At 71.5% G+C, this 18,429-nt stretch carries 18 protein-coding genes and 2 tRNA genes; 17 read left to right on the top strand and 3 right to left on the bottom strand.

The window, feature by feature from the left end:
• Positions 1-21: 21 nt before the first annotated feature.
• From R2N01_RS05760 to R2N01_RS05745, 4 genes are all read left to right on the top strand, one after another.
• Positions 22-1,377 carry an MFS transporter gene (locus R2N01_RS05760; protein ID WP_316669364.1) on the top strand — a complete coding sequence of 452 codons (1,356 nt, stop codon included), beginning with the start codon at positions 22-24 and terminating at the stop codon, positions 1,375-1,377.
• A 169-nt stretch (positions 1,378-1,546) separates the two neighbouring features.
• Complete coding sequence (locus R2N01_RS05755; RefSeq protein ID WP_316669362.1) at positions 1,547-2,077, top strand: hypothetical protein; 531 nt, start codon at positions 1,547-1,549, stop codon at positions 2,075-2,077.
• Between the two features lie 75 nt (positions 2,078-2,152).
• Positions 2,153-3,643 (top strand): SPFH domain-containing protein, encoded by a 1,491-nt coding sequence (locus tag R2N01_RS05750; RefSeq protein ID WP_316669361.1) that lies wholly within the window; start codon positions 2,153-2,155, stop codon positions 3,641-3,643.
• Positions 3,644-3,856: 213 nt separating this feature from the next.
• Positions 3,857-4,645 carry a DUF3152 domain-containing protein gene (locus tag R2N01_RS05745; protein ID WP_316669359.1) on the top strand — a complete coding sequence of 263 codons (789 nt, stop codon included), beginning with the start codon at positions 3,857-3,859 and terminating at the stop codon, positions 4,643-4,645.
• Between the two features lie 39 nt (positions 4,646-4,684).
• Here R2N01_RS05745 and R2N01_RS05740 read toward each other — a convergent pair whose 3' ends face one another.
• A complete protein-coding gene (locus R2N01_RS05740) occupies positions 4,685-5,269 on the bottom strand; it encodes an isochorismatase family protein (protein ID WP_316669357.1) in 585 nt (194 codons plus the stop codon).
• 111 nt (positions 5,270-5,380) lie between these two features.
• Complete coding sequence (locus tag R2N01_RS05735; protein ID WP_316669355.1) at positions 5,381-6,439, bottom strand: 3-isopropylmalate dehydrogenase; 1,059 nt, start codon at positions 6,437-6,439, stop codon at positions 5,381-5,383.
• Positions 6,440-6,583: 144 nt separating this feature from the next.
• Here R2N01_RS05735 and R2N01_RS05730 point away from each other — a divergent pair, with 144 nt between their 5' ends.
• The 7 genes from R2N01_RS05730 to R2N01_RS05700 all read left to right on the top strand — a co-directional run bounded on the left by R2N01_RS05730 (position 6,584) and on the right by R2N01_RS05700 (position 12,193).
• A complete protein-coding gene (locus tag R2N01_RS05730) occupies positions 6,584-7,669 on the top strand; it encodes a branched-chain amino acid aminotransferase (RefSeq protein ID WP_316669354.1) in 1,086 nt (361 codons plus the stop codon).
• Positions 7,670-7,714: 45 nt separating this feature from the next.
• Positions 7,715-9,328 carry a citramalate synthase gene (cimA, locus tag R2N01_RS05725; RefSeq protein ID WP_316669353.1) on the top strand — a complete coding sequence of 538 codons (1,614 nt, stop codon included), beginning with the start codon at positions 7,715-7,717 and terminating at the stop codon, positions 9,326-9,328.
• A gap of 32 nt (positions 9,329-9,360) precedes the next feature.
• Complete coding sequence (locus R2N01_RS05720) at positions 9,361-10,203, top strand: fumarylacetoacetate hydrolase family protein (protein WP_316669350.1); 843 nt, start codon at positions 9,361-9,363, stop codon at positions 10,201-10,203.
• A gap of 179 nt (positions 10,204-10,382) precedes the next feature.
• Positions 10,383-11,234, top strand: a complete 852-nt coding sequence (locus R2N01_RS05715) for a CPBP family intramembrane glutamic endopeptidase (RefSeq protein ID WP_316669348.1) — start codon at positions 10,383-10,385, stop codon at positions 11,232-11,234.
• Positions 11,235-11,321: 87 nt separating this feature from the next.
• Positions 11,322-11,396: transfer RNA gene (locus R2N01_RS05710), tRNA-Gln, on the top strand.
• Positions 11,397-11,463: 67 nt separating this feature from the next.
• Positions 11,464-11,539, top strand: a tRNA-Glu gene (locus tag R2N01_RS05705).
• Positions 11,540-11,623: 84 nt separating this feature from the next.
• Positions 11,624-12,193 (top strand): DUF2284 domain-containing protein, encoded by a 570-nt coding sequence (locus R2N01_RS05700; RefSeq protein ID WP_316669346.1) that lies wholly within the window; start codon positions 11,624-11,626, stop codon positions 12,191-12,193.
• 19 nt (positions 12,194-12,212) lie between these two features.
• Here the strand turns inward: R2N01_RS05700 and R2N01_RS05695 are convergent, their stop codons facing one another.
• Complete coding sequence (locus R2N01_RS05695) at positions 12,213-12,938, bottom strand: IclR family transcriptional regulator (RefSeq protein WP_316669345.1); 726 nt, start codon at positions 12,936-12,938, stop codon at positions 12,213-12,215.
• 52 nt (positions 12,939-12,990) lie between these two features.
• On the opposite strand from R2N01_RS05695, the gene leuC reads away from it, so the two are divergent.
• The 6 genes from leuC to R2N01_RS05665 all read left to right on the top strand — a co-directional run.
• The gene (gene leuC, locus R2N01_RS05690; protein ID WP_316669343.1) at positions 12,991-14,391 is read left to right on the top strand and encodes a 3-isopropylmalate dehydratase large subunit; all 1,401 of its coding nucleotides are present in this window, start codon (positions 12,991-12,993) and stop codon (positions 14,389-14,391) included.
• 15 nt (positions 14,392-14,406) lie between these two features.
• Positions 14,407-15,045, top strand: a complete 639-nt coding sequence (gene leuD, locus R2N01_RS05685) for a 3-isopropylmalate dehydratase small subunit (RefSeq protein WP_316669341.1) — start codon at positions 14,407-14,409, stop codon at positions 15,043-15,045.
• A gap of 12 nt (positions 15,046-15,057) precedes the next feature.
• Positions 15,058-15,852, top strand: coding sequence for a lysophospholipid acyltransferase family protein (locus R2N01_RS05680; RefSeq protein ID WP_316669339.1), 795 nt, complete (start codon positions 15,058-15,060; stop codon positions 15,850-15,852).
• An 86-nt stretch (positions 15,853-15,938) separates the two neighbouring features.
• Complete coding sequence (locus R2N01_RS05675) at positions 15,939-17,060, top strand: D-alanine--D-alanine ligase family protein (protein WP_316669337.1); 1,122 nt, start codon at positions 15,939-15,941, stop codon at positions 17,058-17,060.
• Positions 17,061-17,127: 67 nt separating this feature from the next.
• Positions 17,128-18,108 (top strand): thiamine-phosphate kinase, encoded by a 981-nt coding sequence (locus tag R2N01_RS05670; protein ID WP_316669335.1) that lies wholly within the window; start codon positions 17,128-17,130, stop codon positions 18,106-18,108.
• A 62-nt stretch (positions 18,109-18,170) separates the two neighbouring features.
• Positions 18,171-18,429, top strand: a 259-nt coding sequence (locus R2N01_RS05665) for a hypothetical protein (protein WP_316669332.1), incomplete at its 3' end; no start/stop codon positions are given.

The following is an 18,429-nucleotide window of genomic DNA, read 5'->3' as shown; positions in this document are numbered from 1 at the left end:
ACATCGAAGGAAATACTGATCATGAGTGCTGTGAATGTGGAGCAGAGCGCTCTGCAGCAGATCGACTCGAGGCCGCTGACCGGCCACCAGAAGAGCCTCATCGGGCTCGCCATCGTCGGGAACATCTCGGAGTTCTTCGACATGTTCCTCATCGGATTCGTCGTGTCCCTGCTCACCGAGCCCTGGAACCTGACGGGCACCGAAACCGGCATCATCCTCGCCTGCTCGGGCCTGGGCACGGTCGCGGGCGCCATCATGTGGGGTCGCCTGGCCGACAAGATGGGCCGGCGGCGCACCTTCTTCTGGTGCGTCCTGCTGTTCGTCGTGTTCACCATCGCCTCGGTGTTCACCCCCGACCGCGGGTGGATCATGCTCGCCGTGCTGCGCGTGGGCGTCGGCATCGGCGTCGGCGGTCTGAACATCACCTCGATCCCCTACGTGCAGGAGTTCGTGCCGGCCAAGCAGCGCGGCCTGCTGTCCGGCCTGGCCTCGGTGTTCATCCCGCTCGGCCTGTTCCTCGGCTCGCTGGCCCAGAAGGTCTTCCACGAGAACTGGCGCCTGCTCATCGCCCTCGGGGCCCTGCCCGTGTTCCTGCTCATCTGGATCCGCGCCGTGCCCGAGTCCCCGCGCTTCCTGCAGACGAAGGGGCGCCTCGGGGAGGCCCGCGCCTCACTGGCCTGGGCGCTGGAGATCCCCGTCGAACAGCTGGGCGCCCTGCCCGAACTCACCCGGGAGCCCTCGGCCTCGTACGCGACGCTGCTGCGCAGGCATCCGAAGGCTCTCGTCATCGTGACGCTCGGCTCGTTCTGCTTCATCCTCGGCTCGTTCACCGTGCAGTCCTGGGGCCAGACGCTGCTCCAGACCGGCTACGCCAAGAGCGCCGGCACAGTGGGCACGCTGTTCATGCTCGTCTCGCTGGCCGACCTGCTGGGCCGTCTGGGATCGGCCTGGCTGGCAGACCGCATCGGCCGCCGCTGGACGATGCTCCTCTACGGCCTGCTCGGTGCCGCCGGCTCGCTCGTCGTGGCCTTCGCGGCGCATCTGCAGGCCAACTGGGTGATCTTCTTCATCGGCGTCCTGGTGACGATGGGCTTCGGCGACGGGGCCTTCGGCATCCTCAACGCCTTCGGCGGCGAGCAGTTCCCCAATGACGTGCGCTCCACCGGACTGGGCCTGGGCTACGGCATCGGCTCCAGCGCCAAGATCTTCGGCCCCGCCCTCATGGGCGCGATGATCGGCGGCGACGCGGTGCAGCAGAACGTCACCCTCGACGCGGTGTTCCCGGCCTTCGTGCTGTTCGCCGCGCTGCTCGTGCTCGGCGGCGTCATCTACCTGTTCGCCAAGGAAACGAGGGGGGTCGCCCTGGAGGAGATCTGAGACCGCTCCCCGTCCCATCGCAGGGGCCGGACCCTGCCCGCGCCGGGGTGGCGGCTGTCGCCCCGCGGGCCGGGACGGCACCTGCGCCTGACCCCTGCTCGCGCGGGACGGTGCGGCTGGCCGGGCCACTGGGGCGGCTCTTAGGCTAGGGGCAGGAGGACGATCCGACGTGACGACATTTCTCATCATCGGCGGCGCGGGCGTGGTGCTGCTCGGCATCGCACTGGTCGTCGGCGACGTGCTCGACGGCGTCCTCGGCTCCGCCGAGGGTCTCTTCGACTCCGATGTCTTCTCCACGGCCGGGCTCGCCGGCCTGGTGGGCGGCTTCGGATTCGGCGGCGCCATCGGCCTGGGCGTCAGCGGCCTCACACCGGTCGGTGTCCTGACGGGCCTGCTGCTCGGCATCGCACTGGCCTACGGGTCCACGAGACTCACCCGGGTACTGCGCCACCAGGGCAGCTCCAACACGGTGCGCACCGATTCGCTCGTCGGCTCCGAGGCGAGTGTCATCACCGCCATCCCCGCCGACGGATACGGCCAGGTCCGCCTGTCCCACAACGGGCACCTGGTCACCATCTCGGCGTGCAGCACCACCGCCATCGGGGCCGGGGAGCGTGTGTGGATCAGCGAGGTCCTCACGCCGACTGCCGTGGGCGTGGAGCCGATCGACGCCCTGCCCGCCGCCGGGGAGGGGCAGTAGTCGGGCCTCGTCGGCGCGCCGACGAGGCTTCCGCTACCGTTGCCCAGCCCACCACCCACTACTCAAGGAGAACCAGTGAAAGGCATCATCATCGCGATCATCGGTGTGATCGTGCTCCTCGTGCTCATCGGCCTGCTCATCGCGAGCAGGTACCGTGTGGCCGGCCCGAACGACGCGTTCATCGTCACGGGCCGACGCGGCAAGGAGGTCATCAACCCCGAGACCGGCATCGTGTCCACCGACCTGTCGGGCCAGAAGGTCGTCATGGGCGGGGGAGTCTTCGTCATACCTTTCGTCCAGCGCCTGTACGTCATGGACCTGTCCAGCCGCCGCATCATGGTCCAGATCCGCAGCGCCGTCTCCGGCCAGGGCATCAAGCTCAACCTGGACGGCGTGGCCATCGTCAAGGTGGGCGGCAACGAGGACTCCATCCGCGCCGCTGCCCAGCGCTTCCTCACCCAGCAGGAGGAGATCGAGTCCTTCACCCAGGAGACCCTCGCCGGTTCGCTGCGCTCCATCGTCGGCGGCCTGACCGTCGAGCAGATCATCCGCGATCGTGCGGCCTTCGCCCAGCGCGTCGCCGACGAGTCGGAGGCCTCCCTCACCGGCCAGGGCCTGGTCCTGGACACCTTCCAGATCCAGGACATCACCGATGACGGCACCTACCTGACCGATCTCGGCCGCCCCGAGGCCGCCAAGGTCCAGCAGCTCGCCGCCGTGGCCGAGGCCTCCTCCCGCCAGGAGGCCGAGCAGGCCCGTATCGCTGCCCAGCAGGAGATCGCCGTCTCCGAGCGCGCCCTCATGCTGAAGCAGGCCGAGATCAAGGCCGAGACCGATGCGGCGGCCGCCCAGGCCGCGGCCTCCGGCCCGCTGGCGCAGGCGGACCGGGACCAGGCCATCCTGGCCGAACAGGAGAAGGTGGCCGTGCGCCAGGCCGCCCTGAAGGACCGTCAGCTCGACACCGAGGTCCGCAAGCCCGCGGACGCCGAGCGCTACCGCATGGAGACCCAGGCCGAGGGCCGCAAGAACGCGGAGATCTTCGAGGCGGAGGCCGCCAAGGCCGCGGCCATCGCCGCGGCGGAGGCCGAGGCCGAGAAGTCGCGCCTGGTCGGCGTCGGCGACAAGTCCCGCCGTACCGCCTTGGCCGAGGCCGCCGCCGTCGAGGGCGCCAAGCAGGGCGAGGCCGAGAAGGCCCGTCGTGTGGCGGAGGCCGAGGCGGTACGCGCCGAGGGCGAGGCCCGGGCCGCAGCCATCCTCGCCACCGGCCAGGCCGAGGCCGAGGCCATGAACAAGAAGGCCGACGCCTATGCCCGCTACACCGACGCCGCCATCGTCGAGATGCTCGTCAACGCGCTGCCCCAGGTGGCCGAGAAGGTCGCCGCGCCCATGGGCAGCATCGACAAGTACACGGTGATCAGCGCCGACGGCGCCGGCGCCGGCCCCAAACAGGTCACCGGGACTGTCGTCGAGACCATGGAGATGCTCAAGAACGCCACCGGCGTCGACCTGCGGGAGCTCGCCTCGAACTTCACCAGGGAGCGTGTCGAGGAGCCGGGCCGGCAGTGAACGGTCCGACCACCTGACGGCCGGCGGTGTCCCGGACGGCCCTGCAGCGCGGCGAGGAAGACGCTGCGGGGGCCGTCCGCGCGCTCTCTTAAGATTGGGTCCGTGACTTCCCCGCACGAGCCTCGACGGCATGAGGACCATCGGCCCCGCGGGGCCCCCGTCCCCGCCGGGTCGTCGCGCGCCCGGAGACCGCGCCGGCCGTGGTACCGCGCCGTGCTCGTCGCAGCGGTGCTCGTTCTGGTCCTCGTGCTCGTGCTCGTCCAGTGCTCCGGCCGGGACGGTCCGCAGCGGGAGGCCGCGGACTCCGGCGCGAGCACCGGTGCGGATCCCGGAGCCTCGGTCGGGGCCGGGGAAGCCCCGCTGCCGGACGCCGTGACGGGCGCTCCCACCACCGCCACCGTCATCGTCAACGGCGTGAGGCTCGAGGCCTCGCGGGACGACCAGGGCTATTGGCACTCCAACATCGCCTCGACCGGCCAGTGGCAGGCAGTGGACATGGCCGTCGCCCCCTCCCGGCAGACCGCCGCCGTGCACATGTACGCGGTGCAGGTCGAGCAGGGCCTGCCCCTGGACGTGACGGCCGTGGCCACCCAGATCTCCTCGATCCTGAACGACGAGCGGGGCTGGACCGGCTACGAGGACAACAGCTTCCAGCTCGTCCCGGACCCGGCCCAGGCCGAGTTCACGATCTACGTCGGCAGCGCCGGCACAGTCGACGAGCTGTGCCAGCCCGATGACACTCAGGGCCTGGTGGACTGCCGCAACGGCGACAGGATCGCGCTCAACATCGACCGCTGGCTGTTCGCCGCGCCCCCGTACGCCGGCCAGACCATCGACGCCTACCGCACCTATCTGGTCAATCACGAGGTCGGTCACTTCATCGGCTTCGGGCACGTGCCGTGCCCCGGTGCCGGTCAGCCGGCTCCGATCATGCTGCAGCAGACCATCGACCTGCAGGGCTGCGTGCCGGCCTGGTGGCCGTCCGAGGTCGGTTACGACTGAGGGCGCGCCGCCGCGCCGCCATGCCGGGTCGGCCGCGCATCACGCGGAGGACTCGACCAGTTCGACCCCGGCCTCGGCCATGGCCCGGCGGGCGGCCCGCCCGAGTTCGGGGCTGACCGGCTCGGTGAGGTCCGTCAGTACGCGGACCCGGTAGCCGCGGCCCACCGCGTCCAGGGCCGTGTCCTTGACGCAGTGGGACTCGGCCAGGCCGACGACGTCCACCGCGGCGATCCGGTTGGAGGCGAGGATCTCGTTCAGGCCCGTGCCGTCTTCGGTGACTCCCTCGAAGCCGGAGTAGGCGGCGGCGTACTGGCCCTTCTTCACCTGGGCGTCCGGGTGCAGGTCCGCCAGGGCCGGGTGGAGCCGGGCCCCCTCGCTGCCGGCGATCCCGTGGGGCGGCCAGCTGTCGACGAAGTCGGGGTTCTCCGAGAAGTGCCTCCCCGGGTCGATGTGCCAGTCCTGGGTGGTGACGACCAGGGCGTAGCGGCCCCGATGAGTGCTGACGTAGCCGGCGATGCGCTGGGCAACGGCATCGCCCCCTGCTACGGCCAGGGCGCCGCCCTCGCAGAAGGTCGGCTGGACATCGACGACGAGAAGGGCCCGGAGCAGCTGTGGTGCGGCCATGCCCGGAGCCTACTCGGCCTCCCCGGGCCGGGGGCAGGCACCGGTCATCCTGCGAGCGGGCGGATGCTGACCGTTGTCCGGCAGCATCCGCGCACCGGCCGGGCAGGCGGCCTAGCCCAGGGCGGAGGCGATGGCGTCGCCGATCTGTTCGGTGGAACGCACTGCGGCTCGGTTGGACTCGATGTCGGCGCTCACCGCGTCGTCGATGCGCCGGGCGTCGTCGGGGCGGCCCAGGTGGCGCAGTAGCAGGGCCGTCGAGCTGATGGCCGCGGTCGGATCGGCGATGCCCTGTCCGGCGATGTCGGGGGCCGAGCCGTGTACGGGCTCGAACATCGAGGGGAAGCTCCCCGAGGTGTTGATGTTGGCGCTGGGGGACAGGCCGATGCCGCCGGTGATCGCGCCGGCCTCATCGGTGAGGATGTCGCCGAACAGGTTGTCGGTGACGATGACGTCGAAGCGCTGCGGGTCGGTGACGAGCATGATCGTCGCGGCGTCCACGTGGAGGTAGTCGTGCTGGACGGCCGGGTAGGCCTGGGCCACCTCGTCGACGACGCGGCGCCACAGGCCGCCCGCGTTGACCAGCACGTTGTGCTTGTGCACGAGCGTCAGCCTGCCCCGGCGGGAGGCGGCCAGCCCGAATGCGTAGCGCACCACGCGCTCGACGCCGAAGGCGGTATTGACGCTGACCTCGGTGGCCACCTCGTCGGGGGTGCCCCGGCGCAGTGTGCCGCCATTGCCCGCGTACAGGCCCTCGGTGCCCTCGCGGACGACGACGAAGTCGACCGGGCCCCTGTCGAGGACCGATCCGGCGAGGGGGGCGGGCACGCCCGGGTACAGGCGCGAGGGGCGCAGGTTGACGTCCTGGTCGAAGGCGAAGCGCAGCTTCAGCAGCAGGCCGCGCTCGAGCAGACCCGAGGGGACCCGTGTCGAACCCGGGGCGGCACCGACGGCGCCGAGGATGATCGCGTCGTGCAGGGCGAGCCCGGCCAGCGTGTCATCGCTCAGGACCTCGCCGGTCTCGAGCCAGTGCTGAGCGCCCAGGTCGTAGTGGGCGAAGTCGAAGGCCTGCTCGCCGCAGGCGGCGGTGAGCACCTTGAGGGCCTGCCCCACCACTTCGGGGCCGATGCCGTCGCCGGGGATCACCGCGATGGATGCACGATCGGAGGTCATGGGCCAAGACTAGGATCGGCGCTCGCCGCGGGGCTGCGGGTCTCATCGGTTGCGGGCCCGCGGGGATCGGCCCGGGCGCGCCGGGAAGGAGCCGGCAGGTGAACTGTACCCTGAGCCACCCCGGGCGCGGGCTAATCTTCTGCCATGGCACTCACGTTCAGCACCGATCCCGATGCCGCTCCCACGAGCGAGCAGGACATCGCGAGGATCAACGAGGACCCCGGTTTCGGCATCCACTTCACCGATCACATGGCCGCCGTCGACTGGGACTCCGAGAAGGGCTGGACCAATGCTCGGATCGAGCCCTTCGACGACTACGCGCTGTCCCCGGCCGGCGCGGTCCTCCACTACGCGCAGGAGGCCTTCGAGGGGCTCAAGGCCTACCACCGTGCCGACGGCTCGATCTGGCTGTTCCGTCCCGACCGCAATGCCCAGCGCTTCATCAACTCCTCCCGGCGCCTGGCCCTGCCCGAGCTGCCCGCCGAGGACTTCGTGAACTCCGTGCGCGAGCTCGTCACGGTCGACGCCCGCTGGGTCCCCACCGGCCGGGAGCAGAGCCTCTACCTGCGTCCCTTCTCCGTCGCCAGCGAGCCCTTCCTGGGGGTCCGCCCCGCCAGGAACGTGCGCTACGCCGTCGTCGCCTCCCCGGTCGGCGCCTACTTCCCCGGCGGCGTCGCCCCCGTCAACATCTGGGTCGAGTCCCACTACGGCCGGGTCGCCAATGGCGGCACCGGCGAGGCGAAGTGCGGGGGCAACTACGCCGCCAGCCTCCTGCCCCAGGAGCTGGCCCACACCAGGGGCTGCAGCCAGGTCATGTTCGTCGACAGCGCCGAGCACCGCTGGCTCGAGGAGCTGGGCGGCATGAACGTCTGCATCGTCACCGCCGACGGCAGGCTCGTGACCCCGCCGTTGAACGGCAACATCCTGCCGGGGGTCACCCGCGACTCGTTGCTCGCCCTGGCCCCGGAGGTCGGTCTCGAGCCCGTTGAACGCCCCGTCGACATCGCCGAGATCTACGCCGGTGCCGCCGACGGCACCATCGCCGAGATGTTCGCCTGCGGCACCGCCGCGGTCATCACGCCCATCGGCGCCCTCACCAACGAGGGGGGCAGCCACGAGGTGCCCGTGCCCGCCGACGGCGGCAGGACGATCGCCCTGCGCAACATGCTGCTCGACATCCAGTACGGCCGTGTCGAGGACACCCGCGGCTGGACCCAGCGGGTCTGCTGAGCGGTCCGGCACGCTTCCACCCGTCCCGATGAGCGAATCGCTGGCATGACGATGATTCCGCTGCGCCCGGACTCGCTGGAACTGTACGACACCACCCTCCGCGAGGGGGCCCAGCGGCCCGGCATCTCGTTGACGGTGCACGACAGGATCCGCATGCTCGGCCAGATCGACTCCCTGGGGGTCGGTTTCGTCGAGGGCGGATGGCCGGACGCGACCCCTCTCGACAGGGAATTCTTCGCCCAGGCGGCTCATGTGCCGCTGCGCAGCGCCAGCCTGGTCGCCTTGGGCAGGGTCCGCCGTCCGGGCGCCGCGGCAGCGGACGACCCGCAGGTGGCGGCCCTGCGGGACGCCGGGACGCGCTTCGTGACCGTCCTCGTCACGGCCCACGACCTGCACGTCAGCCAGGTGCTTCGGACCAGCCTGGACGAGAACCTGGCGATGCTGTCGCAGACCGTCCGCCATCTCGTCGCCGAGGGCAGGAAGGTCATCGTCGACGCCGAGCACTACTTCGACGGCTTTCTGCGCAACCCCGCCTACGCCCTCGAGATCGTGCGCACCGCGGCCGAGGCCGGCGCCCGCACCGTCGTGCTGTGCGACACGAACGGCGGCATGCTGCCCGACTGGATCGGCGACGCGGTCTCGACCGCCTCGTCCATCGGCATCGACCTGGGCGTCCACTGCCACAACGACAGCGGCTGCGCCGTCGCGAACTCCCTGGTCGGGCTGGGGGCCGGTGCGGTGCACGTCCAGGGCTCCGTCAACGGCTGCGGCGAGCGCGCCGGCAGTACCGATCTGACGACCCTGATCCCCGACCTGCAGCTCAAGTACGGCTGGCCGGTGGTCACTCCCGAGCAGTTGAACGGGCTGACTCATGTGGCGCGCGCCATCGGCGAGATCACGGCCCAGCCGGTCGCACCGCGCCAGCCCTACGTGGGGGAGTCCGCCTTCGCCCACAGGGCCGGCCCGCACGCGGCCGCCATCAGGGTCAACGACGACCTGTACCAGCACGTCGACCCCAGGAGCGTGGGCAACGACATGCGCATGCTCATCTCCGACATGGCCGGGTGCGCCAACGCCCAGGTCAAGGGCGCCCAGCTCGGTCTCGACCTGACCGATCACGCCATCGCCGGCGAGGTGGTCGAGGCGGTCCGTGAGCGCGAGGCCCACGGCTACTCCTACGAGGACGCCGACGCCAGCTTCGACCTGCTCGTGCGCCGCATGCGCGGCGAGCTCGGGGGGAGCCCGTTCACCGTCGTCGGCTGGCGGGTCATCACCGAGCAGCAGGGCGACGACCCGGACGCCGAGGCGCCCACCGAGGCGGTCGTCCGGCTCATCGCGGGCGGCAGCTACCGGGTCTGCGCGGGCGAGGGCAACGGCCCCGTCAACGCCCTCGACCAGGCGCTGCGCCGCGCCCTCGGCGGCGTGTACCCGCAGGTGTGCGCCTACGAGCTCGTCGACTACCGCGTGCGGCTGCTCGACGAGGGCCACGGCACCGATGCCGCGGTGCGGGTACGCATCGACACCGCCTGCGAGGACGTCACCTGGGCGACCGTCGGCGTCGGCGAGAACGTCATCGAGGCGAGCTGGGAGGCCCTGGCCGAGGCCTTCCTGTACGGGCTGGTCAAGGGCCACGGCCCCAGCACGGCGCGCACGCTCTGACCGGTTCGCCCCCCGCGGACTAGATTTGGCCCATGCGTATTGCCCGTTTCGTCGCGGCCGGTGCGGACCCGGCCTACGGAATCGTCGAACTGGCCGCCGACGGCGGCCGGCATCCCGACACGATCGCCGCGATCAGCGCCGACCCGTTGGCCGGGCCCGTCAACTTCACCGGGGTCCGCCACCGGCTCGACGAGGTGCGCCTGCTCGCCCCGGTGATCCCGCGCAGCAAGATCGTCGCAGTGGCCCGCAACTACGTCGCGCACGCCGCCGAACTGGGCGACGAGGTGGACCGGGAGCCGCTGCTCTTCCTCAAGCCGAACACCAGCGTCATCGGCCCCGGCGAGTCCATCGTCAAGCCGGCCGAGACCGACGACCTGCACTACGAGGGCGAGCTCGCGGTCGTCATCGGACGCATCTGCCATCAGGTCCCGCCCGAGCGCGCCGGTGAGGTCGTCTTCGGCTTCACCTGCGCCAACGACGTCACCGCCCGGGACATCCAGCGCGCCGAGAGCCAGTGGACGCGCGCCAAGGGCTTCGACACCTTCTGCCCGCTCGGCCCGTGGATCGCCGCCCACATCGACCTGGACGGCGCCGGCCGTCTCGGCATCCGCACGAGGATCGACGACGAGCTGCGCCAGGACGGCAACACCGCCGACATGGTCCACCCGATCGCCGAGCTCATCGCGTGCATCTCCGGGTTCACGACCCTGCTGCCCGGCGACGTCATCCTCACCGGCACGCCCGCCGGGGTCGGCCCGATGGGGCCCGGTCAGCAAGTCAGTGTCGAGATCGATTCGATCGGTGCCCTGACCAATCCGGTCATCGGCGCCGACGACGACCACAGTTTCGCCGAGGGCGGGCCAGCGGTCCGGTGAGCGCCAGCAGGAAGGGGGAGAGGCGGCCCGCCCGCAGTGCGCGGGGTCCCGCTGCCCGGCAGGGAACCGTGGGCAAGCGGCGGCCGCGCAGGCCCGCGGATTCCCGGCCGCCCGCCCCCGAGCCCCTCATCGGCGTCCTGCCCAGGCCCCCCCGGTCGGGTGCCGGCTACACCGGGCTGATGGTCGAGGACTCGGACGCCTATCGCACCCGGGCGGCGTTCGGGCTCATCGCCGTGGCCCTCGGCTACCTGGTCGCCACCACGGCGCTCATGTACGTCGGAGCCGCCGTCTCCTGGCTGGCCCGGGGACGCAACGGCTCGTTCACCGAGGGCTATGCGCTCGTCGCCTCCTACGGCGTCGCCGAGGGCGTGGCCATCGTCGACCTGGCGCTGGCCTCGGTGGTCCTCGTCGTCCTGGCCGTCGCCCGCTGGGTCAACGGCCGCACGCCCGGCTGGGTCTGCTCGGTGCAGGGGCGCCTGCGCCCGTCGCTGCTCGCGGCCGGTCTGGTCATCGGGTTCCTCGTCCTCAACGGCGTCTACCTGCTCAGCAGGGTCGGCCAGGCCTGGAGCACCGACCCGCCCGCCCACGCCTGGGTCTGGGTGCTGCTGGTGGCACTGACCGCGCCCCTGCAGGCGGCGGGGGAGGAGTTCCTCTTCCGCGGCTACGTGCAGCAGGCCGTCGGTGCGCTCACCGGCCGCGCCTGGGCAGCCGTCGGGATCAGCGCGCTGGTCTTCGCCCTCATGCACGGCACCCAGAACGCCGCCCTGTTCATCGACCGCCTCGGTTTCGGCCTGGTGGCCGGGGGGATGGTCGTGGCGACCGGGGGGCTGGAGGCCTCGATCGCCGTCCACGCCGCCAACAATGTGAGCAGTTTCTGCTATGCCATCGCCGCCGGTACGGTCAGCCAGACCCGCCAGATCAACTCGAGCACTTGGCCGACGACCGCGTTCAACCTTGTCGCATACGTGGTGTGCGGCGTCCTGACGGTGCCCGCGGCGCGTCTGACGGCCGCGCGCCGGGCGAGCGAGTGAGCCCCGGTTTGCTTCCAGGGGCGCGCATCCACTAGAGTTCTGGTCCGTTGCCGATGCGGGGCCCGGCCGGTGCGCCGGGACCGACGATGGGGTATGGGGTAATTGGCAGCCCTACGGATTCTGGTTCCGTCAGTCCAGGTTCGAGTCCTGGTACCCCAGCCAGAGGCGGTTTGAAGCCCGGGATCGAGCACGTTAGCCTTTCGGGGCGGGAACAACCGAATAGAGTCCTGGCCCCGTTGTGTAGCGGCCTAGCACGCGGCCCTCTCAAGGCTGAAACGTCGGTTCGAATCCGATCGGGGCTACCAGGAGACGAGGGGACCCGGCACGAGAGGCCGGGTCCCCGTTCAGGGCCGCCGACGCCGGCGCGGGACAAGGACTAGTCTGGGGCCATGCTGGCCCATGCGGTCCGCGACGAGCAGCGTGCGATCGGCACCGCGGAGTTCGTCGAGCGCTTCGTCGACGTGCCGCGCTTCCTCTCGTACTGCAGGGACTGCCCGGCGTACGGGCGAACCTGGGCCTGCCCTGAGTTCGATTTCGATCCGCTGGCTGTTTGGAGGAGCAGGCGCTGGTTCCACGTCATCACCCGCACCATCGCATTCACCGGCGAGCGGCCCGGGGAGGGCCTCGGCCCCGATGAGCTGCGATCACGGGTCATGGCGCTGTTCACCGCCGAGAAACGGCGTCTTCGTCATCGCGTCGTCGTCCTGCGCGCGTCTCATCCCGGATCGATTCCCCTGCTCGCCGGGGCCTGCGAGCTGTGCGAGCGCTGCTCGCGCCTGGACGGACGCTCCTGCGTCCACCCCGGGCAGCTCATCCACTCCATCGAGTCGATCGGCGGTGATGTCGTAGGGCTGGTGCGCGAGCTGTTCGGTATCGAGATGGGCTGGAGCGACGGCTCGCACCTGCCCGACGCCTACCACCTGACCGTCGGACTGCTGAGCGACGAACCGGCCCTGTGAGGCGGAGGCGCTGGCCCCGTCACTCGTCCCCGCGGGCGCGGCGCAGCACCTCGGACAGGCGCTCGCCGGCCGCGATGACGGCCGGGGCGTGCAGGCGGCCGGGCTGGCGGGTGAGGCGCTCGATGGGACCCGAGACCGAGACGGCGGCGATGACCTTGCCGGCGGGGGAGCGGACCGGGGCCGACACGGAGGCGACGCCGGCCTCGCGCTCGCCGACCGACTGGGCCCAGCCGCGCCGGCGCACGGTGCTGAGCGCCACCGCCGAGAAGCTGGCACTGGTCAGCCCGGTACTGATGCGGTCGGGTTCCTCCCAGGCCAGCAGCACTTGGGCCGCGGAACCGGCATTCATCGTCAGCTGGGCACCGACGGGGATCGTGTCGCGCAGGCCGCTGGGGCGCTCGGCCGCGGCGGCGCAGATGCGGATGTCGCCCTGGCGGCGGTAGAGCTGCGCAGACTCGCCGGTGATGTCGCGCAGCCGGGCGAGAATGGGGCCGGCCGTCGCCAGCAGGCGGTCCTCGCCGGCGGCCGCGGCCAGCTCGACCAGACGAGGGCCCAGGACGAACCGGCCTTGCAGATCGCGCCCGACGAGACGATGATGTTCGAGGGCGACGGCCAGCCGATGGGCCGTGGGACGGGCCAGACTCGTCGATTGCACCAGTTCGGCCAGCGTCATCGGGCCCTGCTCGAGCGCCGTGAGGACGAGGGCCGCCTTGTCAAGAACGCCAACACCACTCGTTTTGTCCATGAAGTGAGACTATCATCTCGCATTTTGATATGACAAGGGTAGAATGGGGCCCATGGCGAGGACTCTTGTTGAGAAGATCTGGGATGACCACGTGGTCCGATCGGGCAATGGCTCGCCCGATCTGCTCTACATCGACCTGCACCTCATCCACGAGGTCACGAGTCCGCAGGCATTCGAGGGTCTTCGACTTGCCGGGCGCACGGTGCGCCGTCCCGATCTGACCATCGGCACCGAGGACCACAACGTCCCCACGATCGACATCTCCAAGCCGATCGCCGACCCGGTCTCGGCGACCCAGGTCAGCACCCTGCGCGCCAACTGCGCAGAGTTCGGCGTGCCGCTGCACTCCCTGGGCGATGGCGAGCAGGGCATCGTCCACGTCATGGGCCCGAACCTGGGCCTGACCCAGCCGGGCATGACGATCGTCTGCGGCGACTCGCACACGGCCACCCACGGCGCATTCGGTGCCCTGGCCTTCGGCATCGGCACCAGCGAGGTCGAGCACGTGCTCGCCACCCAGACCCTGCCGCAGGCCCGGCACAAGTCCATGGGCGTGTTCATCGACGGCGAGCTGGGCCCCGGCGTCGCCCCCAAGGACATCATCCTGGCGCTCATCGCCCAGGAGACCACCGGCGGCGGCCAGGGCCACGTCGTCGAGTACCGCGGCGAGGCCATCGAGAAGATGTCGATGGAGGGCCGCATGACGATCTGCAACATGTCGATCGAGTGGGGCGCCAAGGCCGGCCTGGTCGCTCCCGACGAGACCACCCTCGAATACGTCAGGGGCCGTCCGCACGCCCCAGAGGGGGCTGCGTGGGACGGGGCCGTCGAGTACTGGAGGTCGCTGCGCTCGGATCCGGGCGCCTCCTACGACAAGGAGGTCCGCCTGGACGTGTCCCGTCTGAGCCCCTTCGCCACCTGGGGCACCAACCCGGGCCAGGGGGTTCCGCTGGACGCCCGCGTGCCCTCCCCCGAGGACTTCGCCGACGAGACGGCCCGCGCCGCGGCCACCCGCGCCCTGGAGTACATGAACCTGCGGGCCGGCACCCCGATGCGCGACATCCCGATCGACACCGTCTTCCTCGGCTCGTGCACGAACGGCCGCATCGAGGACCTGCGCGCCGCGGCCGACATCATCAAGGGGCGCAGGATCGCCGACTCCGTGCGCATGCTCGTCGTGCCCGGCTCGGCCGCAGTGCGCCGGCAGGCCATGGCCGAGGGCCTCGACCGCGTCTTCACCGAGGCCGGCGCCGAGTGGCGCTTCGCCGGCTGTTCGATGTGCCTGGGCATGAACCCCGACCAGTTGAGTCCCGGCGAGCGGAGCGCATCCACCTCGAACCGCAACTTCGAGGGGCGCCAGGGCAAGGGAGGGCGCACCCACCTGGTGAGCCCGGCCGTCGCCGCCGCGACCGCCGTCACCGGTCACCTGTCAACCCCGGCGGACCTGGACTGAGGGAGCACAGCCGACATGGAGAAGTTCGTGACGCACACCGGCATCCCGGTCCCGCTGCGCCGGTCCAATGTGGACACCGATCAGATCATCCCCGCCGTCTACCTCAAGCGCATCCGACGCACGGGATTCGAGGACGGCCTGTTCAGCGCATGGCGCGACGCCCCCGATTTCGTGCTGAACCGGCCCGCCTGGAGGAGGGGCTCGATCCTCGTGGCCGGCCCCGACTTCGGCACCGGCAGCTCCCGCGAGCACGCCGTCTGGGCCCTGCAGGGCTACGGCTTCAAGGCCGTCATCGGCTCGCGCTTCGGCGACATCTTCCGCGGCAACTCCGGCAAGGCCGGTCTCCTGCTGGCCACCGTGCCGCAGGACGTCGTCGAGGAGCTGTGGGCGTTCTGCGAGACCGAGCCGGGCCGCCGGATCACCATCGACCTCCTCGACCGCACGATCGAGGCCGGCGACAGGTCCTACGGCTTCGACCTGGACGACCACACCCGTCATCGCCTGCTCGAAGGCCTCGACGACATAGCCGTCACCCTGCAGCACGAGGACGAGATCGCCGTCTACGAGGCCCGCCGCCCGCCGTTCAAGCCGGTCACGCCCGAGCACGCGCCCGGCCCCGCCGCCCGCGGACGGCGGCCGCGAGGCGGAGCCTGACACAATGAGGCCATGAAGTCGTTGAGCGCCCCGGCCCCCCGCCCGTACCGAGGCCGGCTGGGACTGCTCAACCGCGAACCCACGACGAGGCTCTTCGCGGCGCTGCCGCCCATCGCGGACCGCCTGCTGGCGCCGGTGTGCAGACTGCACTACGCGGGCCAGGAGAACGTCCCGGCCGCCGGCCCGGTCATCCTGGCGCCCAACCACCTGTGCAATCTCGACCCCGTGATCGTGGGGCACTACACCGTCTACGCCGGGCGCTGGCCGCACTTCCTGGCCAGGGCCGACCTCTTCGCCGTGCCGGCCATCGGCCGGCTGCTGCGCGGCATCGAGCAGATCCCCGTCGAGCGCGGGTCGGTGAGGGCCGTCGACTCGCTCGCCGCGGCCCGGCGGATGCTCATCGCCGGGCGGGCCGTCATCGTCTACCCCGAGGGCACCTTCACCTATGACCCCGAGGAGTGGCCGATGGCCGGCCACACCGGTGCGGCCAGGCTGGCGCTGGCCACCGGCGCGCCCGTCGTCCCCATCGGCCAATGGGGCGCGAACTACATCATTCCGCCGCGCCACAAGCGCAGGGCGCGCCTGATCGGCCGTACCGACGTCACCGTCCGGGCGGGCCCCGCCGTCGACCTGTCGGACCTCGCCCCGCGCGGCAGCCACGACCGCGGGGCGGCCCGTGAGGCCACCGTGCTCATCATGGACGCCATCCGCGCCCAGACCGAGCGGGTCAGGGGCGAGAAGGCCCCCCGGGGGCGCTGGCACCCCGGCCGCGGGCTGCGCGTGCCGGTCCAGGAGGCGGTCCGCTGAGTCCGCGGGCACGGGCCGCCCCGCCGTGATGTCGGACGGAGGCCGCACGATTACGCTGGGAGCGGTCCTCCAGAAGGGAATCCTCGATGAGTGCTGATGAGCGCATCAAGATCGCCGTCGTCTTCGGCGGCCAGTCCAACGAGCACGAGGTCTCGTGTCTGACGGCGGCCGGCGTGCTCGGCGCGCTCGACCCGTCCCGCTACGAGGTGCACGGCGTCGGCATCGACAAGCAGGGCGTCTGGCGCCGCTACTCGGTCGACGAGATCGGGGCCCTCCGCATCGAGAACGGCAGGCTGCCGTCGATCGACGAGGGCCACCCCCTCGCCGTCATGGTGCGCGAGCCCGGCGGCGTGCGCCTGGCCACGCTCGAGGGCGACCGGATGAGCGACCCGGTTCGCGTCGACGTCGCCTTCCCGGTCATGCACGGCGCATACTGCGAGGACGGCTGCATCCAGGGCCACTTCGAGACCCTGGGCCTGCGCTACGTCGGCTGCGGCGTCACCAGCAGCGCCAACGGCATGGACAAGGCCTTCATGCGCATCTGCTTCGAACAGGCCGGCATCCCGCTCGTGCCGTGGCTGACGATCGCGCCCGCCCAGTGGCGCGAGGACCGCCAGGGCTGCCTCGACCGCGTGAACGCCGAACTGCGCTACCCCGTTTACGTCAAGCCGGCCCGCGGCGGGTCCTCGGTGGGCATCAGCCGCGTCGGCGATCCGGCGCGGCTCGCCGGGGCCGTCGAGGCGGCCCGCGCTGTCGACCCGAAGGTCGTTGTCGAGCAGGGCGTCGTCGGCGCCCGGGAGATCGAGTGCGGCGTGCTGGCCGCCGTGGGCGAGGCCCCCAGGGCCTCGCGCCCCGGCGAGATCATCATGCACGCCAACGACGGCTTCTACGACTACAGCGCCAAGTACCTGCCCGAGGAGCAGGTCGAGCTGCAGGTGCCGGCCGACCTCCCGGCCGACGTCACCGAGCGCGTGCGCGCCACCGCCATCGCCTGCTTCGAGGCACTCGACTGCGAGGGCCTGTCGCGCGTGGACTTCTTCGTCCTGCCCGACGGCCGGGCGCTCGTCAACGAGATCAACACGATGCCCGGCTTCACCCCGTTCTCGATGTACCCGAGCATGTGGAGGGCCACCGACGTCGAGTACGCCGACCTGATCGGCGCCCTCGTCGACCAGGCTCTTGCACGCCCGGCCTCGGTGCTGCGCTGAACGGATCCCCGACTCGCGGCGGGGGCCGTGCACGGGCGGCGGGCCGGATCACGCTAGCGTTGATGCCATGCCGCACACCAGGTCGTCCCGCGCCCGCACCGTCGCCGATGTCGGCGAGTTCGGCGTCATCGCCGACATCGTCCGCGACCTGTCGATGCCCCCGGCCGTCTCGGTCGGCCCCGGCGACGACTCGGCCGTCTACCTCGTCAACGGGTCGGCCGTGATGAGCACCGACATGCTCATCGAGGGCGTGCACTTCCGCCGCGACTGGTCCAGCGGCACCGAGATCGGGCGGAAGGCCGTCGCCGTCAACGCCGCCGACCTGGAGGCCGTGGGCGCCGCGCCGCTGGTCATGAACGTCGGGCTGGGCGTGCCCGACGACCTGCCCGTCCAGTGGGTGCACGACTTCGCCACCGGACTGCGCGCCGAGGCCGACACCGTCGGCCTGACCCTGGTCGGTGGCGACACCACCGGCGCCCGCGACGTCACCATCTGCGTCACCGTCATCGGCCAGACCGACGGGCGCGAACCCGTTCTGCGCAGCGGCGCCCGCCCCGGTGACGTCGTCGCCTGCTGCGGCCGCCTCGGCTGGGCCGCAGCAGGGCTGGCCGCCCTCGGGCGCGGCTTCCGCAGCCCTCGCGCCGCCGTCGACTCCCAGCGGGTCCCGCTGGTGCCCTACGGCGCCGGCCGGCAGGCCGCCCAGTCCGGCGCCACCGCGATGATCGATGTCTCCGACGGCCTCATCGCCGATCTGGGCCACATCGCCGACGCCTCCGGCGTGCGCATCGATCTGCGCTCGGCCGCCTTCGAGGTGCCCGATCCGGTCCAGGCCGTTGCCGCCGCGACCGGCAAGGACCCGCTCGGCTTCGTCCTGACCGGGGGAGAGGACCACGCGCTCGTCGCGACCTTCCCGGCCGGCGCGGTGCCCCCCGAATGGGTCGAGGTGGGCGCGGTCGCCGAGGCCGATGGGGCGAGTGCTCCCGAGGTCACCGTCGACGGCGCCGCATGGAGCGGCACCAGTGGCGGCTGGGAACACTTCAGGTCCTGACGGCGGCTGGCTCTCGGCGAGGGAACTGGCAGCCCCCGTCGGGCGAAGGTAACCTGAACGCCATGGCGACCCGCGTGTCCTCCTCGTCGCGGTCCGGCGCCCGCGGCGGCTCGAAACGTCCCTCGAAGGCGAGGAGTCGTGCCGCGGGCGCACGTCCTGGCGGGAGCAGCAGATCCAAGTCCACCCGCACCAGGTCCTCCAAGGGCGGGGCGCGAGGCGCCGCGTCGCGCCCGAATCCGCTGCTGCACGCGATCGGCGTGGCGTGGTCGGGCCGCGCCGGCGCGCTCGGCTCCGGCGCGCGCCGGATCGGCCGTTCCGCCC

The organism is uncultured Propionibacterium sp., assembly GCF_963539965.1.
GTDB lineage: Bacteria > Actinomycetota > Actinomycetes > Propionibacteriales > Propionibacteriaceae > Propionibacterium.
Note: the sequence above shows the minus strand (reverse complement) of the source record. Positions and strands in the feature narration are given on the sequence as shown.

Bases quoted from the DNA above. Each gene is read 5' to 3' on its own strand.
- R2N01_RS05760 (WP_316669364.1), top strand. From the start codon at position 22: ATGAGTGCTGTGAATGTGGAGCAGAGCGCTCTGCAGCAGATCGACTCG.
- R2N01_RS05740 (WP_316669357.1), bottom strand. From the start codon at position 5,269: ATGGCCGCACCACAGCTGCTCCGGGCCCTTCTCGTCGTCGATGTCCAG.
- R2N01_RS05735 (WP_316669355.1), bottom strand. From the start codon at position 6,439: ATGACCTCCGATCGTGCATCCATCGCGGTGATCCCCGGCGACGGCATC.
- R2N01_RS05730 (WP_316669354.1), top strand. From the start codon at position 6,584: ATGGCACTCACGTTCAGCACCGATCCCGATGCCGCTCCCACGAGCGAG.
- cimA (WP_316669353.1), top strand. From the start codon at position 7,715: ATGACGATGATTCCGCTGCGCCCGGACTCGCTGGAACTGTACGACACC.
- R2N01_RS05720 (WP_316669350.1), top strand. From the start codon at position 9,361: ATGCGTATTGCCCGTTTCGTCGCGGCCGGTGCGGACCCGGCCTACGGA.
- R2N01_RS05715 (WP_316669348.1), top strand. From the start codon at position 10,383: ATGGTCGAGGACTCGGACGCCTATCGCACCCGGGCGGCGTTCGGGCTC.
- R2N01_RS05700 (WP_316669346.1), top strand. From the start codon at position 11,624: ATGCTGGCCCATGCGGTCCGCGACGAGCAGCGTGCGATCGGCACCGCG.
- R2N01_RS05695 (WP_316669345.1), bottom strand. From the start codon at position 12,938: ATGGACAAAACGAGTGGTGTTGGCGTTCTTGACAAGGCGGCCCTCGTC.
- leuC (WP_316669343.1), top strand. From the start codon at position 12,991: ATGGCGAGGACTCTTGTTGAGAAGATCTGGGATGACCACGTGGTCCGA.
- leuD (WP_316669341.1), top strand. From the start codon at position 14,407: ATGGAGAAGTTCGTGACGCACACCGGCATCCCGGTCCCGCTGCGCCGG.
- R2N01_RS05680 (WP_316669339.1), top strand. From the start codon at position 15,058: ATGAAGTCGTTGAGCGCCCCGGCCCCCCGCCCGTACCGAGGCCGGCTG.
- R2N01_RS05675 (WP_316669337.1), top strand. From the start codon at position 15,939: ATGAGTGCTGATGAGCGCATCAAGATCGCCGTCGTCTTCGGCGGCCAG.
- R2N01_RS05670 (WP_316669335.1), top strand. From the start codon at position 17,128: ATGCCGCACACCAGGTCGTCCCGCGCCCGCACCGTCGCCGATGTCGGC.